The 21711-nt window shown below is 43.2% G+C and carries 20 protein-coding genes and 1 riboswitch; of the genes, 8 read left to right on the top strand and 12 right to left on the bottom strand.

Features of this window, described 5'->3' with window-relative positions:
* Nucleotides 1-171 precede the first annotated feature (171 nt).
* The 10 genes from MKY50_RS03550 to mneS all read right to left on the bottom strand — a co-directional run bounded on the left by MKY50_RS03550 (nt 172) and on the right by mneS (nt 12615).
* Entirely contained in the window at nt 172-339 is a 168-nt protein-coding gene (locus MKY50_RS03550; RefSeq protein ID WP_003244066.1) for a Fur-regulated basic protein FbpA, read from the bottom strand.
* A gap of 158 nt (nt 340-497) precedes the next feature.
* Complete coding sequence (locus MKY50_RS03545; RefSeq protein WP_341116171.1) at nt 498-1295, bottom strand: hypothetical protein; 798 nt, start codon at nt 1293-1295, stop codon at nt 498-500.
* Between the two features lie 210 nt (nt 1296-1505).
* The gene (gene pbuG, locus MKY50_RS03540; RefSeq protein WP_038428518.1) at nt 1506-2828 is read right to left on the bottom strand and encodes a hypoxanthine/guanine permease PbuG; all 1323 of its coding nucleotides are present in this window, start codon (nt 2826-2828) and stop codon (nt 1506-1508) included.
* A gap of 134 nt (nt 2829-2962) precedes the next feature.
* Nucleotides 2963-3064, bottom strand: a riboswitch (purine riboswitch).
* A gap of 147 nt (nt 3065-3211) precedes the next feature.
* Nucleotides 3212-4678, bottom strand: a complete 1467-nt coding sequence (locus MKY50_RS03535) for a DUF4179 domain-containing protein (protein ID WP_341116170.1) — start codon at nt 4676-4678, stop codon at nt 3212-3214.
* A complete protein-coding gene (locus MKY50_RS03530; RefSeq protein WP_341116169.1) occupies nt 4660-5193 on the bottom strand; it encodes a sigma-70 family RNA polymerase sigma factor in 534 nt (177 codons plus the stop codon). The genes MKY50_RS03535 and MKY50_RS03530 overlap by 19 nt, the downstream gene beginning before the upstream one ends.
* Before the next feature lie 108 nt (nt 5194-5301).
* Entirely contained in the window at nt 5302-6843 is a 1542-nt protein-coding gene (gene guaA / locus MKY50_RS03525; protein ID WP_015715432.1) for a glutamine-hydrolyzing GMP synthase, read from the bottom strand.
* 162 nt (nt 6844-7005) lie between these two features.
* Nucleotides 7006-9213 (bottom strand): DUF4129 domain-containing transglutaminase family protein, encoded by a 2208-nt coding sequence (locus tag MKY50_RS03520; protein WP_341116167.1) that lies wholly within the window; start codon nt 9211-9213, stop codon nt 7006-7008.
* Between the two features lie 21 nt (nt 9214-9234).
* Nucleotides 9235-10431, bottom strand: a complete 1197-nt coding sequence (locus MKY50_RS03515) for a DUF58 domain-containing protein (RefSeq protein WP_326149771.1) — start codon at nt 10429-10431, stop codon at nt 9235-9237.
* Nucleotides 10431-11393: an AAA family ATPase gene (locus MKY50_RS03510; protein ID WP_134991986.1), complete on the bottom strand. Its 963-nt coding sequence runs from the start codon at nt 11391-11393 to the stop codon at nt 10431-10433. Before MKY50_RS03510 ends, MKY50_RS03515 begins: the two co-directional genes overlap by 1 nt.
* A 349-nt stretch (nt 11394-11742) precedes the next feature.
* Entirely contained in the window at nt 11743-12615 is an 873-nt protein-coding gene (gene mneS / locus MKY50_RS03505; RefSeq protein WP_167407934.1) for a manganese transporter MneS, read from the bottom strand.
* Between the two features lie 73 nt (nt 12616-12688).
* Between mneS and MKY50_RS03500 the strand changes: the two genes are divergently transcribed.
* The 7 genes from MKY50_RS03500 (at nt 12689) to MKY50_RS03470 (ending at nt 18671) form a co-directional block, all read left to right on the top strand.
* A complete protein-coding gene (locus tag MKY50_RS03500) occupies nt 12689-12976 on the top strand; it encodes a hypothetical protein (protein ID WP_341116159.1) in 288 nt (95 codons plus the stop codon).
* Between the two features lie 37 nt (nt 12977-13013).
* Nucleotides 13014-14423, top strand: coding sequence for a GABA permease (gene gabP, locus MKY50_RS03495; RefSeq protein ID WP_041351472.1), 1410 nt, complete (start codon nt 13014-13016; stop codon nt 14421-14423).
* Between the two features lie 151 nt (nt 14424-14574).
* Nucleotides 14575-16116 carry an outer spore coat copper-dependent laccase CotA gene (gene cotA / locus MKY50_RS03490; RefSeq protein ID WP_014479048.1) on the top strand — a complete coding sequence of 514 codons (1542 nt, stop codon included), beginning with the start codon at nt 14575-14577 and terminating at the stop codon, nt 16114-16116.
* 98 nt (nt 16117-16214) lie between these two features.
* Nucleotides 16215-17204: a DUF4003 domain-containing protein gene (locus MKY50_RS03485; protein ID WP_341117284.1), complete on the top strand. Its 990-nt coding sequence runs from the start codon at nt 16215-16217 to the stop codon at nt 17202-17204.
* A 12-nt stretch (nt 17205-17216) separates the two neighbouring features.
* Nucleotides 17217-18032, top strand: a complete 816-nt coding sequence (locus MKY50_RS03480; protein ID WP_116316326.1) for an alpha/beta fold hydrolase — start codon at nt 17217-17219, stop codon at nt 18030-18032.
* An 82-nt stretch (nt 18033-18114) separates the two neighbouring features.
* Nucleotides 18115-18324: a cold-shock protein gene (locus tag MKY50_RS03475; protein WP_003234008.1), complete on the top strand. Its 210-nt coding sequence runs from the start codon at nt 18115-18117 to the stop codon at nt 18322-18324.
* Between the two features lie 188 nt (nt 18325-18512).
* Nucleotides 18513-18671 (top strand): hypothetical protein, encoded by a 159-nt coding sequence (locus MKY50_RS03470; protein WP_003243985.1) that lies wholly within the window; start codon nt 18513-18515, stop codon nt 18669-18671.
* Nucleotides 18672-18704: 33 nt separating this feature from the next.
* Here MKY50_RS03470 and MKY50_RS03465 read toward each other — a convergent pair whose 3' ends face one another.
* Nucleotides 18705-19751 carry a PD40 domain-containing protein gene (locus tag MKY50_RS03465; RefSeq protein ID WP_167407931.1) on the bottom strand — a complete coding sequence of 349 codons (1047 nt, stop codon included), beginning with the start codon at nt 19749-19751 and terminating at the stop codon, nt 18705-18707.
* Between the two features lie 65 nt (nt 19752-19816).
* Nucleotides 19817-20188 carry a cell wall metabolism protein WalM gene (gene walM / locus MKY50_RS03460; protein ID WP_003234013.1) on the bottom strand — a complete coding sequence of 124 codons (372 nt, stop codon included), beginning with the start codon at nt 20186-20188 and terminating at the stop codon, nt 19817-19819.
* 436 nt (nt 20189-20624) lie between these two features.
* On the opposite strand from walM, the gene bdhA reads away from it, so the two are divergent.
* Nucleotides 20625-21665, top strand: coding sequence for a (R,R)-butanediol dehydrogenase (gene bdhA / locus MKY50_RS03455; protein ID WP_003234015.1), 1041 nt, complete (start codon nt 20625-20627; stop codon nt 21663-21665).
* The last annotated feature ends 46 nt before the right edge of the window (nt 21666-21711 follow it).

Here is a 21711-nt window from a genome sequence, read left to right as displayed (position 1 = left end):
ATTCTACTAGAGAAATGAGCCGTTTACAATCAGCTTCGCCCGTAAGCTTAAGCAAAATATTTCGACATGCTTTTATGCGTTGAACAGTAGTAGTTTACCCTCTTTCTCGCCTTTTCAAAATCAAAACAAAAAAGCCCGCTTTTCAGCAGACTCACCTCTTTATATCTATTGTCAGATCTCTTTTTTCATTTTCTGAAGGGACTTGTATTCTTTCTCAAGCTCACTCAGCGTGTAGTCAGCAAGCTGTTCCCCTCTTCCTTGATAAAATTCCGAGAGCAGTAATTTGGTTTTTAAAAATTGCTTCTTTTGATTAATTGCTCGGCGAAGCACATCAGCCATGTCCATCATCCTCCTTAAACATAAAGGTTTTTGCGCTGGACGTTTTCAGCATTTTCCCCATCATACACGGGTTAATCCTACAAATCAACTATGTTTTTTAGATATATTTGTAAAAAATGTGACATAAAAAAACCGGCTAGGATTAGCCGGTTTTTTCATTAAAGCGGAATCAGCGACGCCGTAAAATATTCAGAAATAAATGGCCAAGTCACTGCCGTAAACAGCAGCGCTATCCCCACCACAGCCAATACACAATAGATATAATCAATCGGTGCATCTTCTGCCGCCTGGTACACCCGCTGTACATACAGCGCGATGATAAAAAAGATGGAAAACAAGATCAGCACCGTAAACAGTACTGTCAGCATTGGGATATTCACGATCGCAAAGATCAGCCAAAGGATTGAAACAGCAATTACCGGTACAAGCAATGAACCCAATACGGCAGCTGCTTCTCTGAACGTCACCTTCTGCTTCATCATATAGCGGGAGACAGCCCATATAGCAAAGACCATTACCGCGAAAAAGATCAGCAAATACACAAGAACAACTAAAAACCCGTCATAGAAAGCATGATGGCGTTCTCCGAAACCGAGCGGCCGATTCCAGCTTGCCTTTAACTGAAACCAATTCCCAATTGAAAAAATGATACTGAATATAAGCATTGAAATCAGACCGTACTTATAATGAGAAAAACCATCCGTTACGACAGTTTTCGCCGGTGATTTTAAAATCGAGAACGCAAAACCGCAATATCTGTTGATGGCTGCCCAAACAGACGCAAGCTTGTCTTTAACAGTTGATTCACCGCGTTCCTGGCGCGGTTTCTGCTTTTGTTTTTGCTTGCTTTGCCGGCTCGCCTTTCTGGACATTCTCGATAGCGGTTCTTCATCTGCATCTATTCTTTCACTCTGGTTAATTTCTTCTTCAAACGTTTCTTTTCTTTCTTCCGTCATGTCAGCAACTCCTATCAAAAAAATACGGCGGAATACCATTCAGCAAGAAAATAAAACACTTATATAAGGTACCGAAGCCTTCCTGAACAGTCAAGTCATTTCCATTTAAGTAAAGCATGGCGGCACATCTACATGACGGTATATCGTATGAAATGGTTTTATCTTTTGCAACAAAAAAACCAGCTGCCGGTGCAGCTGGTTTTTCATTCCTTATTTTAAGAAGATAAAGTACAGGATAAATACGACAAACAGCCCGTACATGATTGGATGAACCTCTTTTGCTTTTCCTTTGCACACCATTGTAATCGGATAGAAAATAAATCCGATGGCAATACCAGTCGCGATGCTGTACGTTAACGGCATCATGATCATGGTAAGGAAAGCAGGAACAGCCACTTCGAACTTATCCCAAGCGATTTTGCCAAGCGGCGCCACCATCAATGCACCAACAATAATAAGCGCCGGTGCTGTTACATTTGATGTAACGACTGATAGGAGCGGCGAGAAAAACGTAGCCAGTAAAAAGAGAATCCCTGTTACAATTGCGGCAAATCCTGAACGGGCACCCGCAGCGACACCTGAGCTTGATTCCACGTAAGAAGTTGTTGTAGACGTACCAAGCACGGCACCGATCACAATAGAAGATGAATCAGCTAAAAGCGCACGGCCCGCACGCGGCAATTTGTTTTCCTTCATTAAACCAGCTTGTGTTGCCACAGCAACAAGTGTACCAGCTGTATCAAAAAATCCGACAAACAAGAATGTTAAAATAACGATCAGCATTTGTACGGAGAAAATATCCGGGAGGTGAATCCACGCTTGTCCGAAAGTCGGCGCAAGGCTTGGCACACTGCCGATAATTTGAGTCGGAACCGGAACCAAACCGAAAATCATGCCGGCTACCGCTGTTAATAGCATCCCGATAAACACGCCTGCGTTCACGCGAAGCACCATTAAAATAACCGTGACAATCACACCGAAAATCGTTAACAGCACAGGACCGCTGTGAATGTTTCCGATCGTGACGAGCGTAGAAGGATTCGCTGTAATGATTCCTGAGCCTTGTAAGCCAACAAATGTAATAAACAGGCCGATCCCCGCACCGACTGCCAATTTCAGCTCAGGCGGAATGGCGTTGATGATTTTTTCACGAAAACCTGTTAAAGAAAGAGCAACGAAAATAAGACCTGAAATAAAAACACCAGACAAAGCTGCCTGCCATGAAATACCCATACCAAGGACAACAGAAAACGCAAAAAACGCGTTCAGCCCCATACCCGGCGCGATGGCAATCGGATATCTCGCTATTAATCCCATTAAGATACAGCCTGCTGCAGACGCCAGCGCTGTCGCCGTAAAGACCGCACCCTGGTCAATTCTCAGCGCCTCCGGAAAATCTTTCACGCTCTCCAAAGCAAGCGTAATCGGATTGACGAACAAAATATATGCCATAGATAAAAAAGTCGTTAATCCGCCAATGATTTCATTGCGATAGCTGGTGCCCAGCTCATCAAACTGAAAATACTTTTTCAAGCTATTTGACTCCCTTCACTCTTTGCTATTTATTCTGTCCTGAAATCGCCAAATAAAAAACGCCCCAATAATTTTGGGACGCTTGACTACAGACGGATTTCAGTTTGAATAAATAAACGTGTTTTATTTATATCAAACGAAAGAAATGTTTACGTAGTCAAGCCATTTACGGTAGCTTGGTAGAGACTTGCGAGCCATATTCCCGCGATTATACGAATTCATCTTATTTGATTTCTGTGTCTATTGTACCAAGTTCATTTTGAATTGACAATATAAACAACGAACATTACTTATTAAAAAAATTGGTTTATTCGTCTATTGACTAAATTGGTAACAATGATAAAAACCGTATGTATGGCAACATACGGCTTTTCAACTTATGATTATTTTTTTTCGGTAGGCTGACTCACCTGATGCACTGGTACAGTAAACGAGAATGGCTTTATTTGAATCAGGTCATTTAAAACGCCGTTATCAATATACAGACCGTATTCATTAAACTCAAAATGCTTTAAAGACAGCTTATCATTATAATCATCATCCAGTTCAAAAGTAGATACCATTTCGGCTGTTTTCATATTTTTCACTTTAGCAATATTTCCTTTCAAATAATAACCTTCTTCATAATCACCTACTGGATCAGGCCAAGATTGCATTTTTTTTATATCACCAAGGCCAATCGTTTCACCGATATTCACTAATTTATTTTCGTCCACGCTTGAGGTATCAATTCCAGTGAAATGGTAATGAACCAATACTTTCCTCCCTTTTTGGTTAATGTTATTGATTTCAATCCCTATGTTTTGATGGTTTGTTTCTGAAACATGAAATGGCATCTCTGCATTTAACGGGATAATTTCACTGCCCTCTGCCTCAGATTTAATATCAGCTATTAATGTTAGCTTTTTCGCTTTTGGATTAATTGGTGATTCTAACTGTGTTTGTCCTTTTGCTCTAACCGTTCTCTCGTTTACTTTTTTGCGGTCTCCCAGTTCGATGTTTGACGATGTCATCTCATATGTGTTTCCTAAATCATCTTTGACTTCGTTAATTTCAACCGTATCATGCTTTGCTATGCCTTGATAATCGATTGTAAATTGAAGGACAGATCCTAGCTTACCATTCTCCACTTGAATATTGGAAAATTGATAACGATTGTGATGCACTGATACCACTTTTGAGCTTTCTAAATAACTCGCATTCTTTTTGGTAATAGGCAGTTTGAATCTCCAATTTCCCGGTATTTCATTGATATGAGTCATCACAAAAGGCACGGTATCCCCATTCTTTATTTCTGTCCCCTTTGTATAAAGCCTTAATTGACCAGCATATTGTTTGTTATTTAATTTTTTGAGCATTAAGGAATCGTAGTTGATTGAAAAATTATTGTTAAAACTCGCTTTACTCACATTATAACTGAGCTCTTTTTCATCAGACTGGAGGTTATCAACAGTAAAGTTATACACAAGCTGCCCGGCATCGTAATAGGAGCTGTTTACCAAAACAGTGATTCCCCTTGACTCAGCTTTTTCATTCAAAGCTGTGACCAGATTGCTTTTAAACAATGATAGACCAACTTTATCTTGAAACTCCTTATAAATTTGGCCGACAATGGGTATGCTCCCCATCGCTTTGTTTACAGAAGGCAGAAAAAGACCGGACGTTAAATACAGTATACCTACCACAGCAGCAATAGCCATTCCATTTGTAATAGTTCGTGCCCATTTAAAACGGCGCCTCGTGTTACTTTCATTTTCAGCACGAACGACAGCTTGATGTATTGCCTTTTTGAGTGCTTTCTTTGGCACTTCAATGTCATCAAATATCTGCTTCATTTGGTGTTTGTCCATTTGTTTTGATCCTCCTTTTCCAGCTCCTGTTTTAATGCTTTTCTCGCTCTATGTAAATGGGTTTTAATTGTGCCTTCTACCATTCCTGTTTGTTCAGCTATCATTGAAATCGAATAATCTTGAAAATAATAGAGCTGTATCGTGAGCTGAACATGTTCATCAAGTAAATCAATCGCATTTCGCAAGTCTATGTATTCCTCAATATTTGCTTGATTAGTTCCAGCATCATGATGTTTCTCAAACGGAACCAAATCTCCCTTCTTTTTATTCATGGCAAAAATGGTATGAATCAATATTCGAGTAAGCCACGTTAAAAAATACTTTGGCTCTTTTAGTTTTTCTATACTGATAAAAGCTTTATAAGCTGTTTCCTGTACAGCATCAAGTGCATCTTCTTTATTTCTTAAATAGAGATAAGCGGTTTTATATAAAGTCTCCTGATGTGCCAGCATAAGCTTTTCAAAGGCCCGTGCATTTCCTTTTCTCGCCTTTGTAATCAATCTTTCTTCCTTCACCTTATCCACCTCCTATGTTGTTAGATACAAAAATTGTCGAAACGGTTTCAAAAAGTTAACAAAAAAACGCCCCTTTTGTAAAGGGACGTTTTTTTCGTTGTTATTTACTTATTCCCACTCAATCGTCGCAGGCGGCTTACTTGTAATATCGTACACCACGCGGTTAATGTGCTTCACTTCGTTTACGATACGTGTCGAAATAACTTCAAGCACATCCCACGGGATACGCGCCCAGTCAGATGTCATGCCGTCGATTGATGTAACGGCGCGGATTCCGATTGTGTAATCATATGTTCTTGCGTCACCCATAACACCAACGCTGCGGATGTCAGGTAGAACAGTGAAGTATTGCCAGATATCACGCTCTAAGCCGTGATTTGCAATTTCCTCACGCAAGATTGCATCTGATTCACGAACGATTTCAAGTTTTTCTTCTGTTACTTCGCCAAGAACACGGATTCCGAGTCCCGGTCCTGGGAACGGCTGACGCCATACGATTTCATCCGGAATGCCGAGCTCTGTGCCAAGCGCGCGCACTTCGTCTTTGAAGAGCGTGTTTAACGGCTCGATCAGCTCAAACTGCATGTCTTCAGGAAGTCCGCCGACATTGTGGTGAGATTTGATCGTTTGTGCCGTTGCTGTACCGCTCTCGATGATATCTGTGTAAAGCGTACCTTGTGCAAGGTAGTCGATGCCTTTGAGCTTGTCCGCTTCATCATCAAACACGTAAATGAATTCATTACCGATGATTTTGCGTTTTTGCTCAGGATCAGAAACGCCTTTTAGTTTATCTAAGAATCGATCTTGTGCGTCTACTTTAATCACGTTCATGTTAAAGCCTTCGCTGAATGTTTTCATAACACCCTCAGCTTCGCCTTTACGGAGAAGACCATGGTCTACAAAGATACAAGTCAGCTGGTCGCCGATCGCTTTATGAATCAAAACAGCAACAACAGAGGAATCAACGCCGCCGCTTAGCGCGCAAAGAACCTGTTTGTCTCCGACCGTTTCACGGATTTTTTGCATTTCGATTTCGATAAAGTTCTCCATTGACCATTCGCCTTCGCATTCGCAAACACCGAATACAAAGTTTTTCAGAAGATCATTGCCGTATTCAGAGTGGCGCACTTCCGGGTGGAACTGAACGCCATACCATTTTTTGTCCGCTTTGCTCATCGCTGAGTTCGGGCAATGATGGCTTGTCGCGTCAACAGTGAAGCCTTCAGGAACTTCTACAACCAAATCGCCGTGGCTCATCCAAACCACTTGTTCGTTTGGAAGATCTTTGAACAAATCAGGTGTGCCTTCGATGCGGATGTTTGCTTTTCCGTATTCACGCTGGCTTGCCGCTTCAACTTTACCGCCAAGGTAATGAGTCATCAGCTGCATGCCGTAGCAAATTCCCAAAACAGGAATATCAAGCTCGAAGATTTTCTCGTCACAGCGGAAAGAGTTTTCATCATACACACTGTTTGGACCGCCGGATAAAATAATTCCTTTTGGATTCATTTTTTTAATTTCTTCAGCCGTCAATGTATGTGGATGCAGCTCGCTGTAAACACCGAATTCACGGATACGGCGTGTAATCAGCTGGTTATACTGACTGCCGAAATCAAGGACAAGAATCATTTCATTCACTAACTTTGTCATGGTTGTCACCTAATCTCCTCTAAGTTTTTTGACACAGAAAAAAACGAGGACAGATATGAAGCTCGCTCCGCCCTCTTTGGCAAGGCCGTTTGCCGGAGTCAGGCCAACTCGCTCCCAGACTCCGATAATATTCACTAATTCTAACAACACGTCGATAAGCGGTCAAGACCATCTTCTTTTAATTAAATTTTCCCATAACTCTCTCGAATCATTCCATAGCGCCGAAGAATCTTCATTTCTGTAAAGCGCCCTTTCATAGCTTAATGTCAGCTTTGACATGTCTTCTATGTCGTATTTTTCATCGATTCGTTTTGCATAATCACGCAGCGTTTCACTGTCTCGTTTCGGCAGTCCTTTTCTCTTCAGTTGTTTCAGCAGCGCGCCATATGCCTCAAAAAACGCGTGCTGATCGCTGCGCCGCTTCAATTTCCTCACGGCGAAAACAGGAATCCATAACGAGCGGAAAACATACAGCAATACAGCTGCCACCAGGAGGACTGCAAGAACCGCAAGCGCTGCATACAAGCCCGCACCGGCATTGGTATGCGAAGCGGACGGCTTTTTAGAAACAGCTGGCTCCCGCTTTTCCTTTTGTTTTTCCTCTTTTTGCGGCTGTTTTTTCTCTTCTTTCTGTTTTGCTTTCTTCGGCGAGCTGCTGTTATCGCTGCCAGAGTCCTTTGTTTCAGAAGAAGTAAATTCAGCCGGATTTGTAAACCCTTTAGTCGGCTCAAATGTAACCCAGCCCTGTTCCGGGAAATACACCTCTACCCAGGAATGGGCATTGTTATTTGTCACTTCGTAGATGTTGCCATTTTTGTTTCCTGCTTCTTTGTATTCGCCGGACGTATAACCCTTTACCCAGCGGGCCGGAATCCCGGCCGAGCGCAAGAGCACCACCATGGCGGAAGAAAAGTTATCACAATAACCCATTTTCGTTTCAAAGAGAAATTGATCGACATAATCTTCATCATTCTTAGGAATGGTCACGTTTTCTGTTTCATATGTGAACGCATTTGACCCTAAATAGTCCTCAACCGCTTTCACCTTATCAAACATATTGTCGTGATCCTGAGTCAGTTTGATCGCAAGGGTTCTCACCCGCTCTGGCAGTGAATCTGGAAGCTGCATGTAGCGATCGCTGAATGTGTACTCCTCACTGTTTTTTCTCACTTTTACCTTTCTCAGTTCATCCAGCTTATAGACCGGGGAATTGTACGTTACAGTATAATTTCCCATATTTCTGATTTCACCGGCTTGTTCACTGATCGGAGAAATTTGCTCCGTGTTGCCGTTCATTTCAAGTGAGACAGCCTGCTTTGGCTGAATGGTTTCCGCACCAATCGGATACATCAGATGGTTATACCCGTAGTGCTTATCGACTTTTACACGGACGGTGCGGCGCTCTGTCGCAACCTTATGGTCAAACCACAGATTTTCAACTTTTCCATTGCTAAGCTGATACGACATGCCTGTGTCTGTTTCAATCCAGCCTTTTCCGGTATACGTGTCCTTCGTTTCCACACGGAAATACGTACGCTCTTTTCCCTGCCATGTAAAAACAGGTGTAGCATCCTGCTGGAACGGGCCGCCGAGTGATTCATCATGATTCCCGTATCCGATTTTGCTTTCCCCTGCAGACACGCGGTCTTGATGAGTGATTTTTTTAAGAAAAGGCACCGGATCAGGCCAGGCCGGCTCTGATTTTGGAGCGGCGAGTCCGAATCCCGTTGCAGCCAAAACCAATACAGATAAAGGAAGAAACCATTTCAGGACAGATGTTTTTGGCAGTGTGATTCTTTCCATCAGCTTAATGCGTTCCAAGTATAAAAGGCCCAGCATAAAGAAGCCGATCAGCACGATACGGATGACGGCAAAAGTGGCATCATATGGCGTAAAGGTATCAAGAATCGTAATATACGCTACTGTCATCAAAAAGAAAAACAAAATTCTTCTCTGGTAAATCACCCAATAATGCAGGAGATAGACCAGCAGCCACAGTAGCACAAAAAACAGCAGGGTCCGAAATGAAGGAATCATGTCATTCCATTGCCCTGATTGAATCAGCGTGATATTCAGATAGACATCCTGCAAAAAAGAGCTGACCCAGCTCAAGTCGAATATAGATCCTTGATAAAACAGGATGTGTATCGAGATCAATGTAAATATGACACAAAAAGGAACTGTGACAAACCACCTCATCCTGAAAAAAGTCAGCAGAAACGTCAAACCGATAAAGACACTAAAAAAGCCTGTATGTTTCGTTTCAGTAAAACTGTCAAGCGGCCTGAGCCACTCCCACAGCAATAAAAAAGCCAGAAAATAAAATAACAGCAAGCTCAAACGGCTTCCCTTGTGATCATCGTGCGGCATGTGAACCAGTCACCTCTCTTTCTAAACAACACGCGAAACTCGCCCACCCCTCATGACCCGAACTCTGATTTGGCGTTTCATCATGCGTTCAATCATGGCATTTTCAGCTTGAGAGAGCTCAGCATCTTTCTCTTTTGCCAATATCACCGTAACCCGGCCGCCTCCTATTTCTGCGAGGTGCAGCATATCTTCCGTTAACTGTCCCGTGACAACAACTTGATCAGCTTGGCGAACAGATGGCTTTCCCAGCTCTTCCCGTGCATATCGGCTTATCGGGTCTGCCGCATCACAATGAGCGATGGCTAAATGCCGAAGCATGTGCTTAAAATGCTGATCCCCTTCCTGAATAGGGAAAATGTTTTTTTCCTTCCCGATGGAAGCCAGACCAGCACCCGCGCCGTTTTTTAAAACAGAATGAAGAATCGAAGCTGTCACTGAAACGACCTCTTCGAATGCGTCTGAGGAAAAACGGTCCATCAGCAGAAACAGATTTTTGCTGCGAGAAGGCTCAAATTCCTTCGTCATCAGCTGGCTCCGCCGTGCAGATGTCTTCCAATCTAACGCAGCAAATCGGTCTCCCGGCTGATAATTCCGCACACTTGCTGCGACTGAGGAATGGTGCTGATGAATAGGAGAAGAACCGCTTACACCGTCTTCCTGATGCCTCTCATTCACCTGATAGGAAAAACGCTGATAGAATGGATAAACAAACAGGGTATCATCCAGCTCAAAAAATGCTGTTTTTTCAATCAAGCCAAGAACATCCCCGGTTCGCACCCTGACAGAATGAAAGTGATGCTCTCCGCGCGGTACCCGAGCTAATTCATACGACATCGTCATGCTCCGTTTAAACCAAGGAAAAACGAGCCGTTTGGCCGCGGCTCCGTCTCGATTTAATGACTCGATACCTTCTGGCAGGCAATCTTCAATCACCATATACATCAGGGGGAATGGCAGCTTTCTTCTCAGCGTAACCGTTACGCCCAGCCTGTCCCCCGCATGCAATTGTGTTTTATCCATTTGCCTTGAAGCCTGAAAAGAACGGAGCGGATACAAGGCCAACAGCCCGGCATACAAGACAAAAGGGAGAAACGCGTAAAACAAAAACCAACTGACAAAGCCGCCCTGAAACATCGCATAAGAAAAAACAGCAGCCGTCAATAAAGTTAATATAATCAGCTTCCAACCATATATGAGCCATTGCCATTTCTTATTCATCAGCGGACCGACGACCTTTGAACCGGCACCTTCACAGCTGACATGATCTCCCTTACGATCGCTTCTGCCTGAATCCCTTCAAATTTTGCCTCAGGATGAAGCATCATCCGGTGCGGCAGCGTGAAAGGAGCTAAATATTGAATATCATCCGGTATGACATAGTCGCGATGATGCAGCAGCGCGTATGCCTGTGCCGCTTTCATGAGGGCGATTGAGCCGCGCGGACTGACGCCTAATTGAACAGAAGGATGCTGTCTCGTTTTCTGCACAATTTCAACGATATATTCCTTAATGCTGTCATCAGCACGGACATTTTGCACTTCCCTCTGTAAATGGATGAAGTCTTCTTTTGCAATAATCGGCTCAAGCGTCTCAATCGGATGGCTTTTTTCCTGAAGAGATAAGACGTCAAGCTCTTCATTAAAGGACGGATAACCCATCCGAAGTTTGAATAAAAAACGGTCAAGCTGGGCTTCCGGCAAAGGATAGGTTCCTTCATATTCGACTGGGTTTTGCGTTGCCATCACAAAAAACGGATCGGCAAGCTGCATCGTATGGCCATCTACCGTGACGCTTCCCTCTTCCATCGCTTCGAGCAAAGCCGACTGTGTCTTCGGAGAGGTACGGTTGATTTCATCGGCCAGCACGATATTTCCCATAATCGGGCCGGGACGATATTCAAACTCCATCGTTTTCGCATTATAGATAGATACCCCTGTTACATCAGATGGCAGCAAATCCGGAGTGAATTGGATTCTTTTGAAATCGGCGCCGATTGACTTTGCCAGCGCGCGGACCATCATCGTTTTTCCGACTCCGGGTACATCCTCAAGCAGCACATGCCCTTTGGCAAGAAGGGCTGCTAAGCTGAGTATGGCAATGTCTCGTTTTCCAACCATTACTCTATTAATATGTTCAACTGCTTTCCCCAGCAAAGGATGCAGGTCTTCTCGATATGCCATTCTTTTCCTCCTAGTCATCTACAAAATTCATCATAATGTAACCTAACTTTACCACAAAAAGCAATCTGTATAAAAAAACGATTCAAGCAAATTGTTTCCAATAAAGCTGGCCAAAACACACAAAAAAGCTTCCTGTGGCAGGAAGCTCCAGATTGTTGACAAAATCCTAAAATGGCTTTCATTTTAGGGTTTTGTCATCTTTTCAGCGTGATTGAAAACCCTTGAAGTCTAGGAAGGACGAGCATAGGAGCGGAGCGAATGTTCTAATTCGTGAGCACCGAAGCGCAGACCTGACAACGAATGCGAGGGTTTGTCGACACGCTGAAGCTTCCTGTGGCAGGAAGCTCAATTATTTGTGTTCTAAAGGCTCCATATGAACATGCGAATAATCAATCGCATGCTCCTCCTTCATTCTCCGCTCAATTTCATTGGCTATATCGTGGCTTTCCGTAATATTTAAATCTGCCGATACCTCAACCACCACATCAACATGAACCGTACTGCCCAAGTATCTTGCTTTTATGTCTTTTAAACGGCTCACACCGGAGATTTTTTCGATTGTCTGTTTATAAGCGGAAATGTCTTTTATGTCGAATCCATCTGTCAAAGAGTGAGATGACTCTTTAAAGATATTCCATGCGGTCTTGCAAATAAGCAGACCGATCACAAACGCAGTGACCGTATCAATCCAAGCAAGATGGAATTGAGCAGCCACAATGCCGATAAATGTGCCGATACTGACGAATGCGTCTGATTTATTATCAGCAGCCGCAGCAAGGAGCGCCTGGCTCTTCACCTTTTTGGCCAGCCTTTTATTGTACCGATAAACGATCAGCATCAGGACTGCCCCGCCCGCTGCCGTCCAAGCCGCAATCATATCTGGCGTCTCTTGTTTAGCAGAAAAAATAGATTCTCCGGCGCTGAACAGCACTTGCAGTCCGACAACCATCATAATAAACGATGCGATAAGCGATGCAATCGTTTCCGCTCGAAAGTGGCCGTATGGATGATCTTCGTCAGGAGGCTTTTGAGAGATGCGCAGGCCAATCAGCACAGCAACAGAAGCAATAATGTCAGTTGTGTTATTTAACCCGTCTGCCGTAAGTGCTTCCGAGTGAAAAAGATAACCGATGATCAGTTTAATTGCGGAAAGAACAAGATACGCGGCAATGCTGACCAGCGCCCCGGATTCTCCCTTTTTCAGTTCATCATATCTCTCCATACAAAACCTCCTCCCCGCTCACATTTTCCTATTATTATCTTACAAAGCTGAACCGCAGTGGGTCTACAGAAACATGATTCACCCGCCACAGAAAAATAGTGATGATGGAACACTTTTTCTCTCATCCAATTTATTTGCTCCGCCAAAAAGCACATCAAACCCAATGACACCAGCGCTTCTCGCATTCTATAGAATTGTAAATATTACGCAAAATCATACAGCGAATAAAAAACGAAACATTTTTTCCACACATTCGCTGAAAGCGCAAACAAAACACTACAAATTTGAAATAAGCTGGTATATTTTCTTACACGAATTTTCGACAAACTGTATATTTATGATAGAGTTTCAATTATCATAATATTCAGTAATGATTGCATTTTAAAAGGAGGTAACTTATGAACCAGTCTCAATCAGGATTAAAAAAGGAATTAAAGACCCGCCATATGACAATGATTTCGATTGCCGGTGTAATCGGAGCCGGCCTATTTGTAGGCAGCGGTTCAGTGATTCACTCGACCGGTCCGGGTGCCGTTGTTTCTTACGCGTTAGCCGGATTATTGGTGATTTTTATTATGAGAATGCTCGGTGAGATGTCTGCCGTAAACCCGACGAGCGGATCGTTTTCTCAATACGCTCACGACGCCATCGGACCGTGGGCAGGATTTACAATCGGCTGGCTGTACTGGTTTTTCTGGGTGATCGTCATCGCGATCGAAGCCATTGCCGGTGCTGGCATTATTCAATACTGGTTCCATGATATTCCGCTGTGGCTGACAAGTTTGATCTTGACCATTGTGCTCACCCTGACAAACGTCTACTCCGTTAAGTCTTTCGGTGAGTTTGAATATTGGTTCTCCCTCATTAAAGTTGTGACTATCATTGCTTTTCTAATCGTTGGTTTTGCCTTTATTTTTGGCTTTGCACCGGGCAGTGAGCCAGTCGGTTTATCGAATCTTACAGGCAAAGGCGGATTTTTCCCGGAAGGCATCAGCTCCGTATTGCTCGGCATTGTCGTTGTCATCTTCTCTTTTATGGGAACTGAAATCGTTGCCATTGCAGCAGGGGAAACATCGAACCCGATCGAATCTGTGACAAAAGCCACCAGATCCGTTGTATGGCGCATCATCGTCTTTTACGTGGGCTCAATCGCCATTGTCGTAGCGCTGTTGCCATGGAATTCAGCAAATATTTTAGAAAGCCCTTTCGTCGCTGTACTTGAGCATATAGGAGTGCCCGCAGCCGCACAGATTATGAACTTTATCGTCCTCACAGCCGTACTCTCTTGCCTGAATTCAGGTTTGTATACCACATCCAGAATGCTGTATTCACTTGCAGAAAGAAACGAAGCGCCGCGCCGTTTTATGAAATTGAGCAAAAAAGGCGTTCCCGTACAAGCCATTGTGGCCGGGACATTTTTCTCTTATATCGCGGTCGTAATGAACTATTTTTCACCGGATACCGTCTTTTTATTCTTAGTCAACTCATCAGGCGCAATCGCTTTACTCGTCTATCTTGTCATCGCAGTTTCCCAGCTGAAAATGCGGAAAAAACTCGAAAAAACAAACCCAGAAGCATTGAAGATCAAAATGTGGCTCTTCCCTTTCCTAACCTACTTGACCATCATCGCCATTTGCGGAATTTTAGTGTCCATGGCGTTTATTGATTCCATGAGAGACGAGCTGCTGCTGACAGGCGTCATCACGGGAATCGTTCTGATTTCTTACCTTGTGTTCAGAAAACGCAAGGTGAGCGAGAAAGCGGCTGCCAACCCAGTTACACAGCAGCAGCCCGATATCCTGCCTTAATGCTGATCAAATCCTAAACGGCCTGCCGTTTAGGATTTTGTTATTTTCTTCTTCGGGCGGGCTGCAGCACGAAGATTTTTTGTAACCATCACGTCCTTATTGTCATTAACTATAATACCAATTTGGAAAATTTAGATAAGGACAGATGAAAATGACACTTGAAAAATTTGTGGATGCTCTCCCAATCCCAGATACACTAAAGCCAGTACAGCAATCAAAAGAAAAAACATACTACGAAGTCACCATGGAGGAATGCACTCATCAGCTCCATCGCGATCTCCCTCCAACCCGCCTGTGGGGCTACAACGGCTTATTTCCGGGGCCGACCATTGAGGTTAAAAGAAATGAAAACGTATATGTAAAATGGATGAATAACCTTCCTTCCACGCATTTCCTTCCAATTGATCACACCATTCATCACAGTGACAGCCAGCATGAAGAGCCCGAGGTAAAGACTGTTGTTCATTTACACGGCGGCGTCACGCCAGATGATAGTGACGGGTATCCGGAGGCTTGGTTTTCCAAAGACTTTGAACAAACAGGACCTTATTTCAAAAGAGAGGTTTATCATTATCCAAACCAGCAGCGCGGGGCTATATTGTGGTATCACGATCACGCCATGGCGCTCACCAGGCTAAATGTCTATGCCGGACTTGTCGGTGCTTATATCATTCATGACCCAAAGGAAAAACGCTTAAAACTGCCTTCAGACGAATACGATGTGCCGCTTCTTATCACAGACCGCACGATCAATGAGGATGGTTCTTTGTTTTATCCGAGCGCACCGGAAAACCCTTCTCCGTCACTGCCTAATCCTTCAATCGTTCCGGCTTTTTGCGGAGAAACCATACTCGTCAACGGGAAGGTATGGCCATACTTGGAAGTCGAGCCAAGGAAATACCGATTCCGTGTCATCAACGCCTCCAATACAAGAACCTATAACCTGTCACTCGATAATGGCGGAGAGTTTATTCAGATTGGTTCAGATGGAGGGCTCCTGCCGCGATCTGTTAAACTGAATTCTTTCAGCCTTGCGCCTGCTGAACGTTATGATATCATCATTGACTTCACAGCATATGAAGGAGAATCGATCATTTTGGCAAACAGCGCGGGCTGCGGCGGTGACGTCAATCCTGAAACAGATGCGAATATCATGCAATTCAGAGTCACAAAACCATTGGCACAAAAAGACGAAAGCAGAAAGCCGAAGTACCTCGCCTCATACCCTTCGGTACAGCATGAAAGAATACAAAACATCAGAACGCTAAAACTGGCAGGCACCCAGGACGAATACGGCAGACCCGTCCTTCTGCTTAATAACAAACGCTGGCACGATCCCGTCACAGAAGCACCAAAAGTCGGCACAACTGAAATATGGTCCATTATCAACCCGACACGCGGAACACATCCGATCCACCTGCATCTAGTCTCCTTCCGTGTATTAGACCGGCGGCCGTTTGATATCGCCCGTTATCAAGAAAGCGGGGAATTGTCCTATACCGGTCCGGCTGTCCCGCCGCCGCCAAGTGAAAAGGGCTGGAAAGACACCATTCAAGCGCATGCAGGTGAAGTCCTGAGAATCGCGGCGACATTCGGTCCGTACAGCGGACGATACGTATGGCATTGCCATATTCTAGAGCATGAAGACTATGACATGATGAGACCGATGGATATAACAGATCCCCATAAATAACCAGACAAACTTGCCTCTAGCAGGCAAGTTTTTTCTTTATGAAACCTTTGGCCCTATTTATCGTATTACGTAAAAACAGCAAAAAGGAGCTGCTTTTTATGCTGACACACGACCTATATGAAAAAATAAAGCAATACATTTCCATTTATGCTGAATTAAAATCAAAATTAAAATGGAAAGTTTCACACGATCAGATATTAATGCTCATTTCTTCTGCATATATTGTGAATAAAAGAGAGTTTGATTTTCAGCGCTTTTATGATTTGAGCAGCTATATCAAATCAAACATCGGCAGCTTCTCAACACTCAATTCACACCACCGCTTTACTGTTGCATCTATTCTGGACATTCATTTTCAGCATGAGGCAAAACAAACATTTCATACTTTTATCGATGTATACAATGAAATGGTGAAGCTAGGATATAAGCGGGATATGTTCACATACCTTTCCACTCTGATCTTGCTCACCGGCAAATCTGAAACGACAAACCAAAAAGAACAGATGAACATGGGGCTAGCAGTTTATCAGCAGATGAAGAAAAATCATTATTTCCTCACTTCAACTCAGAATGTTCCGCTCGCCATACTGCTTGGAGAAAACGGAGAAGGTTTGCAGGCGCTACAGAAGGCGGAAACATGCTATCAGCTGCTGGCGGCCAACGGCTTTAAAAAAGGACAGTACTTACATCAGGTCAGCCATATTCTGGCCTTGCAAAGTGAAAAAGAGCCCGAAATGCTTGTTTCCGCTTGCAAACAGATATATCAATCGATCACTGAATCTGTCAAAAAACCAAAGGATTATCATTATCCAGACCTTGCTCTCCTCACATTTCTGGAAGAGCCAGATATCAAAACGGTTTTGTGCATCACTGACGAATTAAACCAGGAAAAAGCTTTTAAATGGCAAAAGGAAATGAATTTTAAAATTGCTGTCAGCCTCTATCTCAGTGAGCATATGGAGAAAAATCTGCTGATGGAATCAGGACTATACACCGCTATCGAAACAGCCATTCAAGCGCAGCAGGCAGCCGCGACAGCTGTCATCATCAGCTCAACAGCAGCCAGCCATACTCATGATGGAAACTAAAGGAGGAGAAACATGCCATACATCACATTAGAAGATCAGACACGCCTTTACTATGAAACACACGGGAACGGGACGCCGATCCTGTTTATACATGGGGTGCTGATGAGCGGACAATTTTTCCACAAACAATTTTCGGCGCTTTCTGCCAATTATCAATGTATTCGTCTTGATCTTAGAGGACACGGCGAATCTGACAAAGTGCTTCACGGCCACACCATTTCCCAATATGCCCGTGACATAAGGGAATTTCTAAATGCAATGGAGCTTGACCATGTCGTTCTTGCCGGCTGGTCAATGGGCGCTTTTGTCGTATGGGATTATCTCAATCAATTTGGGAATGATAACATTCAAGCCGCTGTGATCATCGATCAATCCGCTTCCGACTATCAATGGGAGGGCTGGGAACACGGTCCATTTGATTTTGACGGCTTAAAAACAGCGATGCACGCCATTCAAACTGACCCGCTGCCTTTCTACGAAAGCTTCATCCAGAATATGTTCGCAGAACCGCCTGCCGAGACCGAAACAGAATGGATGCTGGCAGAAATCCTCAAACAGCCGGCTGCCATTTCTAGCACGATTTTATTTAACCAAACGGCCGCTGATTACCGGGGCACCCTCCAAAACATCAATGTGCCGACATTGCTGTGCTTCGGGGAAGACAAGAAATTTTTCTCTACAGCAGCTGGGGAACACTTGCGCAGCAATATTCCAAACGCGACACTCGTTACCTTTCCTAAAAGCAGCCATTGCCCGTTTTTAGAAGAGCCAGATGCTTTTAACAGCACACTCCTCTCCTTTTTAGATGGGGTTATTGGAAAGTCATAAAGAAAAAGGAATTAGGAGATTAGGGAAAAGTATGAGACAATAAGAAGTGTGCAGTAAAATACATGAGGGAAGAAGTGACTTTATGTCTTACTATAACAAACGAAATCAAGAACCGCTGCCAAAAGAAGATGTGAGTACTTGGGAATGCACAAAAGAAGACTGTAATGGCTGGACCCGAAAAAACTTCGCCAGCAGTGATACGCCATTGTGCCCTTTATGCGGAAGTAAAATGGTCGACGGCATCCGTTCATTAGTGAATCTCCAAAACAACAGCCAAACGAAAACAAGCTAGTTCTTCCCTATAACAAATGCATCTCCTGCAAGCAAACAAACCCCGAACGGAGACAAAATTCTATATTTCAGAATAAAAGCCTCTCATTGCAAGAGGCCAAATACGAAGAAAGAAGCCCAAAACTGTAAACGTTTAGGGCTTTTTTGTCTGTTTCAATGGTATAATATGGATATAAGAGGAGTGATAACGTGATCTCAAACCAGCAGCAAAAAGACTTGAAAAAAAGAGCTGCGTTCAAAAAGCTGAATGTTGCAATGAACTCATATGTTGAACTTCTGTTTTTGTCAGTACCTCTGATTCATATCTTTAAATGGCTCGGATCATTAGCTCTGCACCTCATCCATTAAAAAAACCACTCAGCTCATGCCGAGTGGTTTTTATTAGTTAATCACAGAAAAGCTGTTGATGATGCCGTTTGGATTTTCCCATACTTTTTTGAAGGTCTTATTTTCAAGGCTATAGGAATAAATCGTCCGCACCTTAGCTTCACGCCCTGTTTCATCCTTCAGTTTTTTAGCCCCCTTGGCTTCGGCAAGAAAATAAATGTTCTTTCCATCCTTAGAGAACTGAGGCTGTGCGTCAATTAACAGCTTAAATGATTTTTGATTTGAGATGATGCTTTCATACTTTTTCGTATCCGCATTGAGCATCTGAATAGAAGCGGTTTGCTCCGTTCCTTTCTGCGTATATGATGTGAATAAAATACGTTTATCATCATCAGAAACAGCAATATCGCTGATAAATTGGTTCAGGCTTTTCAGCTCATTAAATTTATGTTGACGGCCTTCCGCAAAATGAATCGTTGTCGGTTCAGGGTCGATGCCCTTTTCGTTTGCTTCATCTGTTTTCTTGTAGTCTTCTTCTACAGAATAATGAAGCAATGCAAATGAATCGTTTTTTTGGTTATAAAAGAAGCTGCTGACGGTGTCATCCTGATCATTAGCGGCAGGATAAAGATTTTTATACTTTTTCGTCTTCAGATCAAAAGCGGCGATCCGAAAATTGCTTTCGTCCGCTTTTCCTAAGCGGAAATAGATGGTTGAACGGTCCTTTGATAAAAATAAACTGTCCGCACTCTCCGCGCCTTTATAAAGCACCGTCTTTTTATTAGACTTTAGATCCAGTTTAAAAAGCCTCATTTCATTCTGTTCATTATTGCCCGTATAATAGAGCACCTGCTGTTTTTGATCCAAGGCAAATGCCGGATAGCTGGTCAGCTTCTCCTCATGGATCACCTTGTCATTTTCATAATACTTTGTCAGCAGATCCGTATCTGTAATTGAAACCAGCAGCTCATCACCGCTATCGGTATTGACTGAAACATCAGCAGCCTTCTCATGGCCTTTATCCTTTGCAACATAAAACGCAACCCCCGCGGCAGCTGCCGCTATTATCACTGCTAACAATAATATGATTCTTTTTTTCATCTTTTATCTCCACCAATAGAAAAAGCAAGAATGTGACTTCTTGCTTTCCAGATTATATATGTACATTAATAGCTGTAATGCCCCGCTACTTTACCTTTGCTTAATGGGTATCCAAGCGCTTTAAACGCTTTAGGGCTAACATCCAGCACTGCATTAGGCATTCTGCCAACATCATTTTTATAAACCGTAATCACCTTTTTAGGCTTTGCTTTTGCATAAGCTCTGATTTTTGTCCCGTTTCTAGGAACATCAAATCCGATTTTGGTCGCACAATCCCAATGTCCAAGTTTCTTACCTGAAGAGCCTTTTTTCCCGACTCCATTATACCAAGTAATATTTCCGTTCACATGTTTCGCACTGGCATCTGATGAAAAACTAAAAGCTCCCAAAGTACTTCCTACTAAGATAAAAGCGGCTAAAATGACTTTCTTCAACATTTCGTCCCCCTGTTTGTTAACATCTAGGAAGATTATACACGATCAACCAGCTATTTTTTATTTCAATATCCTTACAGTAATGTTACAAAGTCAAAAAGTTGCCTCTGCTAAATTAAACCATGGAAGATTATCCTATTATAATAGCGGTATTAGCGTTATAATTATTGATAGAGTAGTTGTCGCATTCAATATGAACGAACCATTACCGTATTGTTCAAACCAAATTCATAGCTATGTAAACAATTGATACTCTCATATAAAGAAAAAAGAGTGTGCGAGACCCTTTTTTCTTTAAAGTTTCTTTTTTCAAAAAAACGTAGATTATATTATATAAAAATTTCATTTCTTTTTTGGTTTTAAAAATGGCGATTTTGTGAACAGTTCATATTGACCGGTGCGGAATTACTCACATCAAAAGTTATAGGAGTGGTAATCCATGAAGGCAGCAAGATGGCATAACCAAAAGGATATCCGTATTGAACATATCGAAGAGCCAAAAACGGAGCCGGGAAAAGTAAAGATCAAAGTCAAATGGTGCGGCATCTGCGGAAGTGATTTACACGAATATCTGGGCGGCCCGATCTTTATTCCGGTTGACAAACCGCACCCATTAACAAATGAAACGGCACCTGTCACAATGGGGCATGAATTCTCCGGTGAAGTTGTCGAAGTCGGAGAAGGCGTTGAAAATTATAAAGTTGGAGACCGCGTTGTAGTCGAGCCGATTTTTGCTACACACGGCCACCAAGGCGCCTACAACCTTGATGAACAAATGGGATTCCTCGGCTTAGCCGGCGGAGGCGGCGGTTTCTCTGAATACGTCTCTGTGGATGAAGAGCTTTTGTTCAAACTTCCTGATGAATTATCATATGAACAAGGCGCGCTCGTTGAACCTTCTGCAGTTGCTCTATACGCTGTCCGCTCAAGCAAACTCAAAGCAGGCGACAAAGCGGCTGTATTCGGCTGCGGCCCGATCGGACTTCTTGTCATTGAAGCGCTGAAGGCTGCCGGTGCAACTGATATTTACGCTGTTGAGCTTTCTCCTGAACGCCAGCAAAAAGCTGAGGAGCTTGGCGCGATCATCGTTGATCCGTCTAAAACAGACGATGTAGTCGCTGAGATTGCAGAACGTACAGGAGGCGGTGTTGACGTAGCATTCGAAGTCACTGGTGTCCCAGTGGTGTTACGACAAGCCATCCAGTCCACTACAATTGCCGGTGAAACCGTCATCGTCAGCATTTGGGAAAAAGGTGCTGAAATCCATCCGAACGATATCGTAATCAAAGAACGTACAGTAAAAGGAATTATCGGATACCGCGACATCTTCCCGGCTGTATTGTCATTAATGAAAGAAGGCTATTTCTCAGCCGACAAACTCGTAACGAAAAAAATCGTACTAGATGATTTGATCGAGGAAGGCTTCGGGGCTCTTATTAAAGAGAAAAGCCAAGTCAAAATCCTTGTTAGACCTAACTAATTTGAAACCAAAAAGAATCCGCACTCGGGTGCGGATTCTTTTTTAA

The sequence above is a fragment of the Bacillus sp. FSL R7-0685 genome (assembly GCF_038002425.1).
GTDB classification, from domain to species: Bacteria; Bacillota; Bacilli; order Bacillales; family Bacillaceae; genus Bacillus; species Bacillus subtilis.
This window is presented reverse-complemented; position numbering and strand designations above follow the sequence as displayed.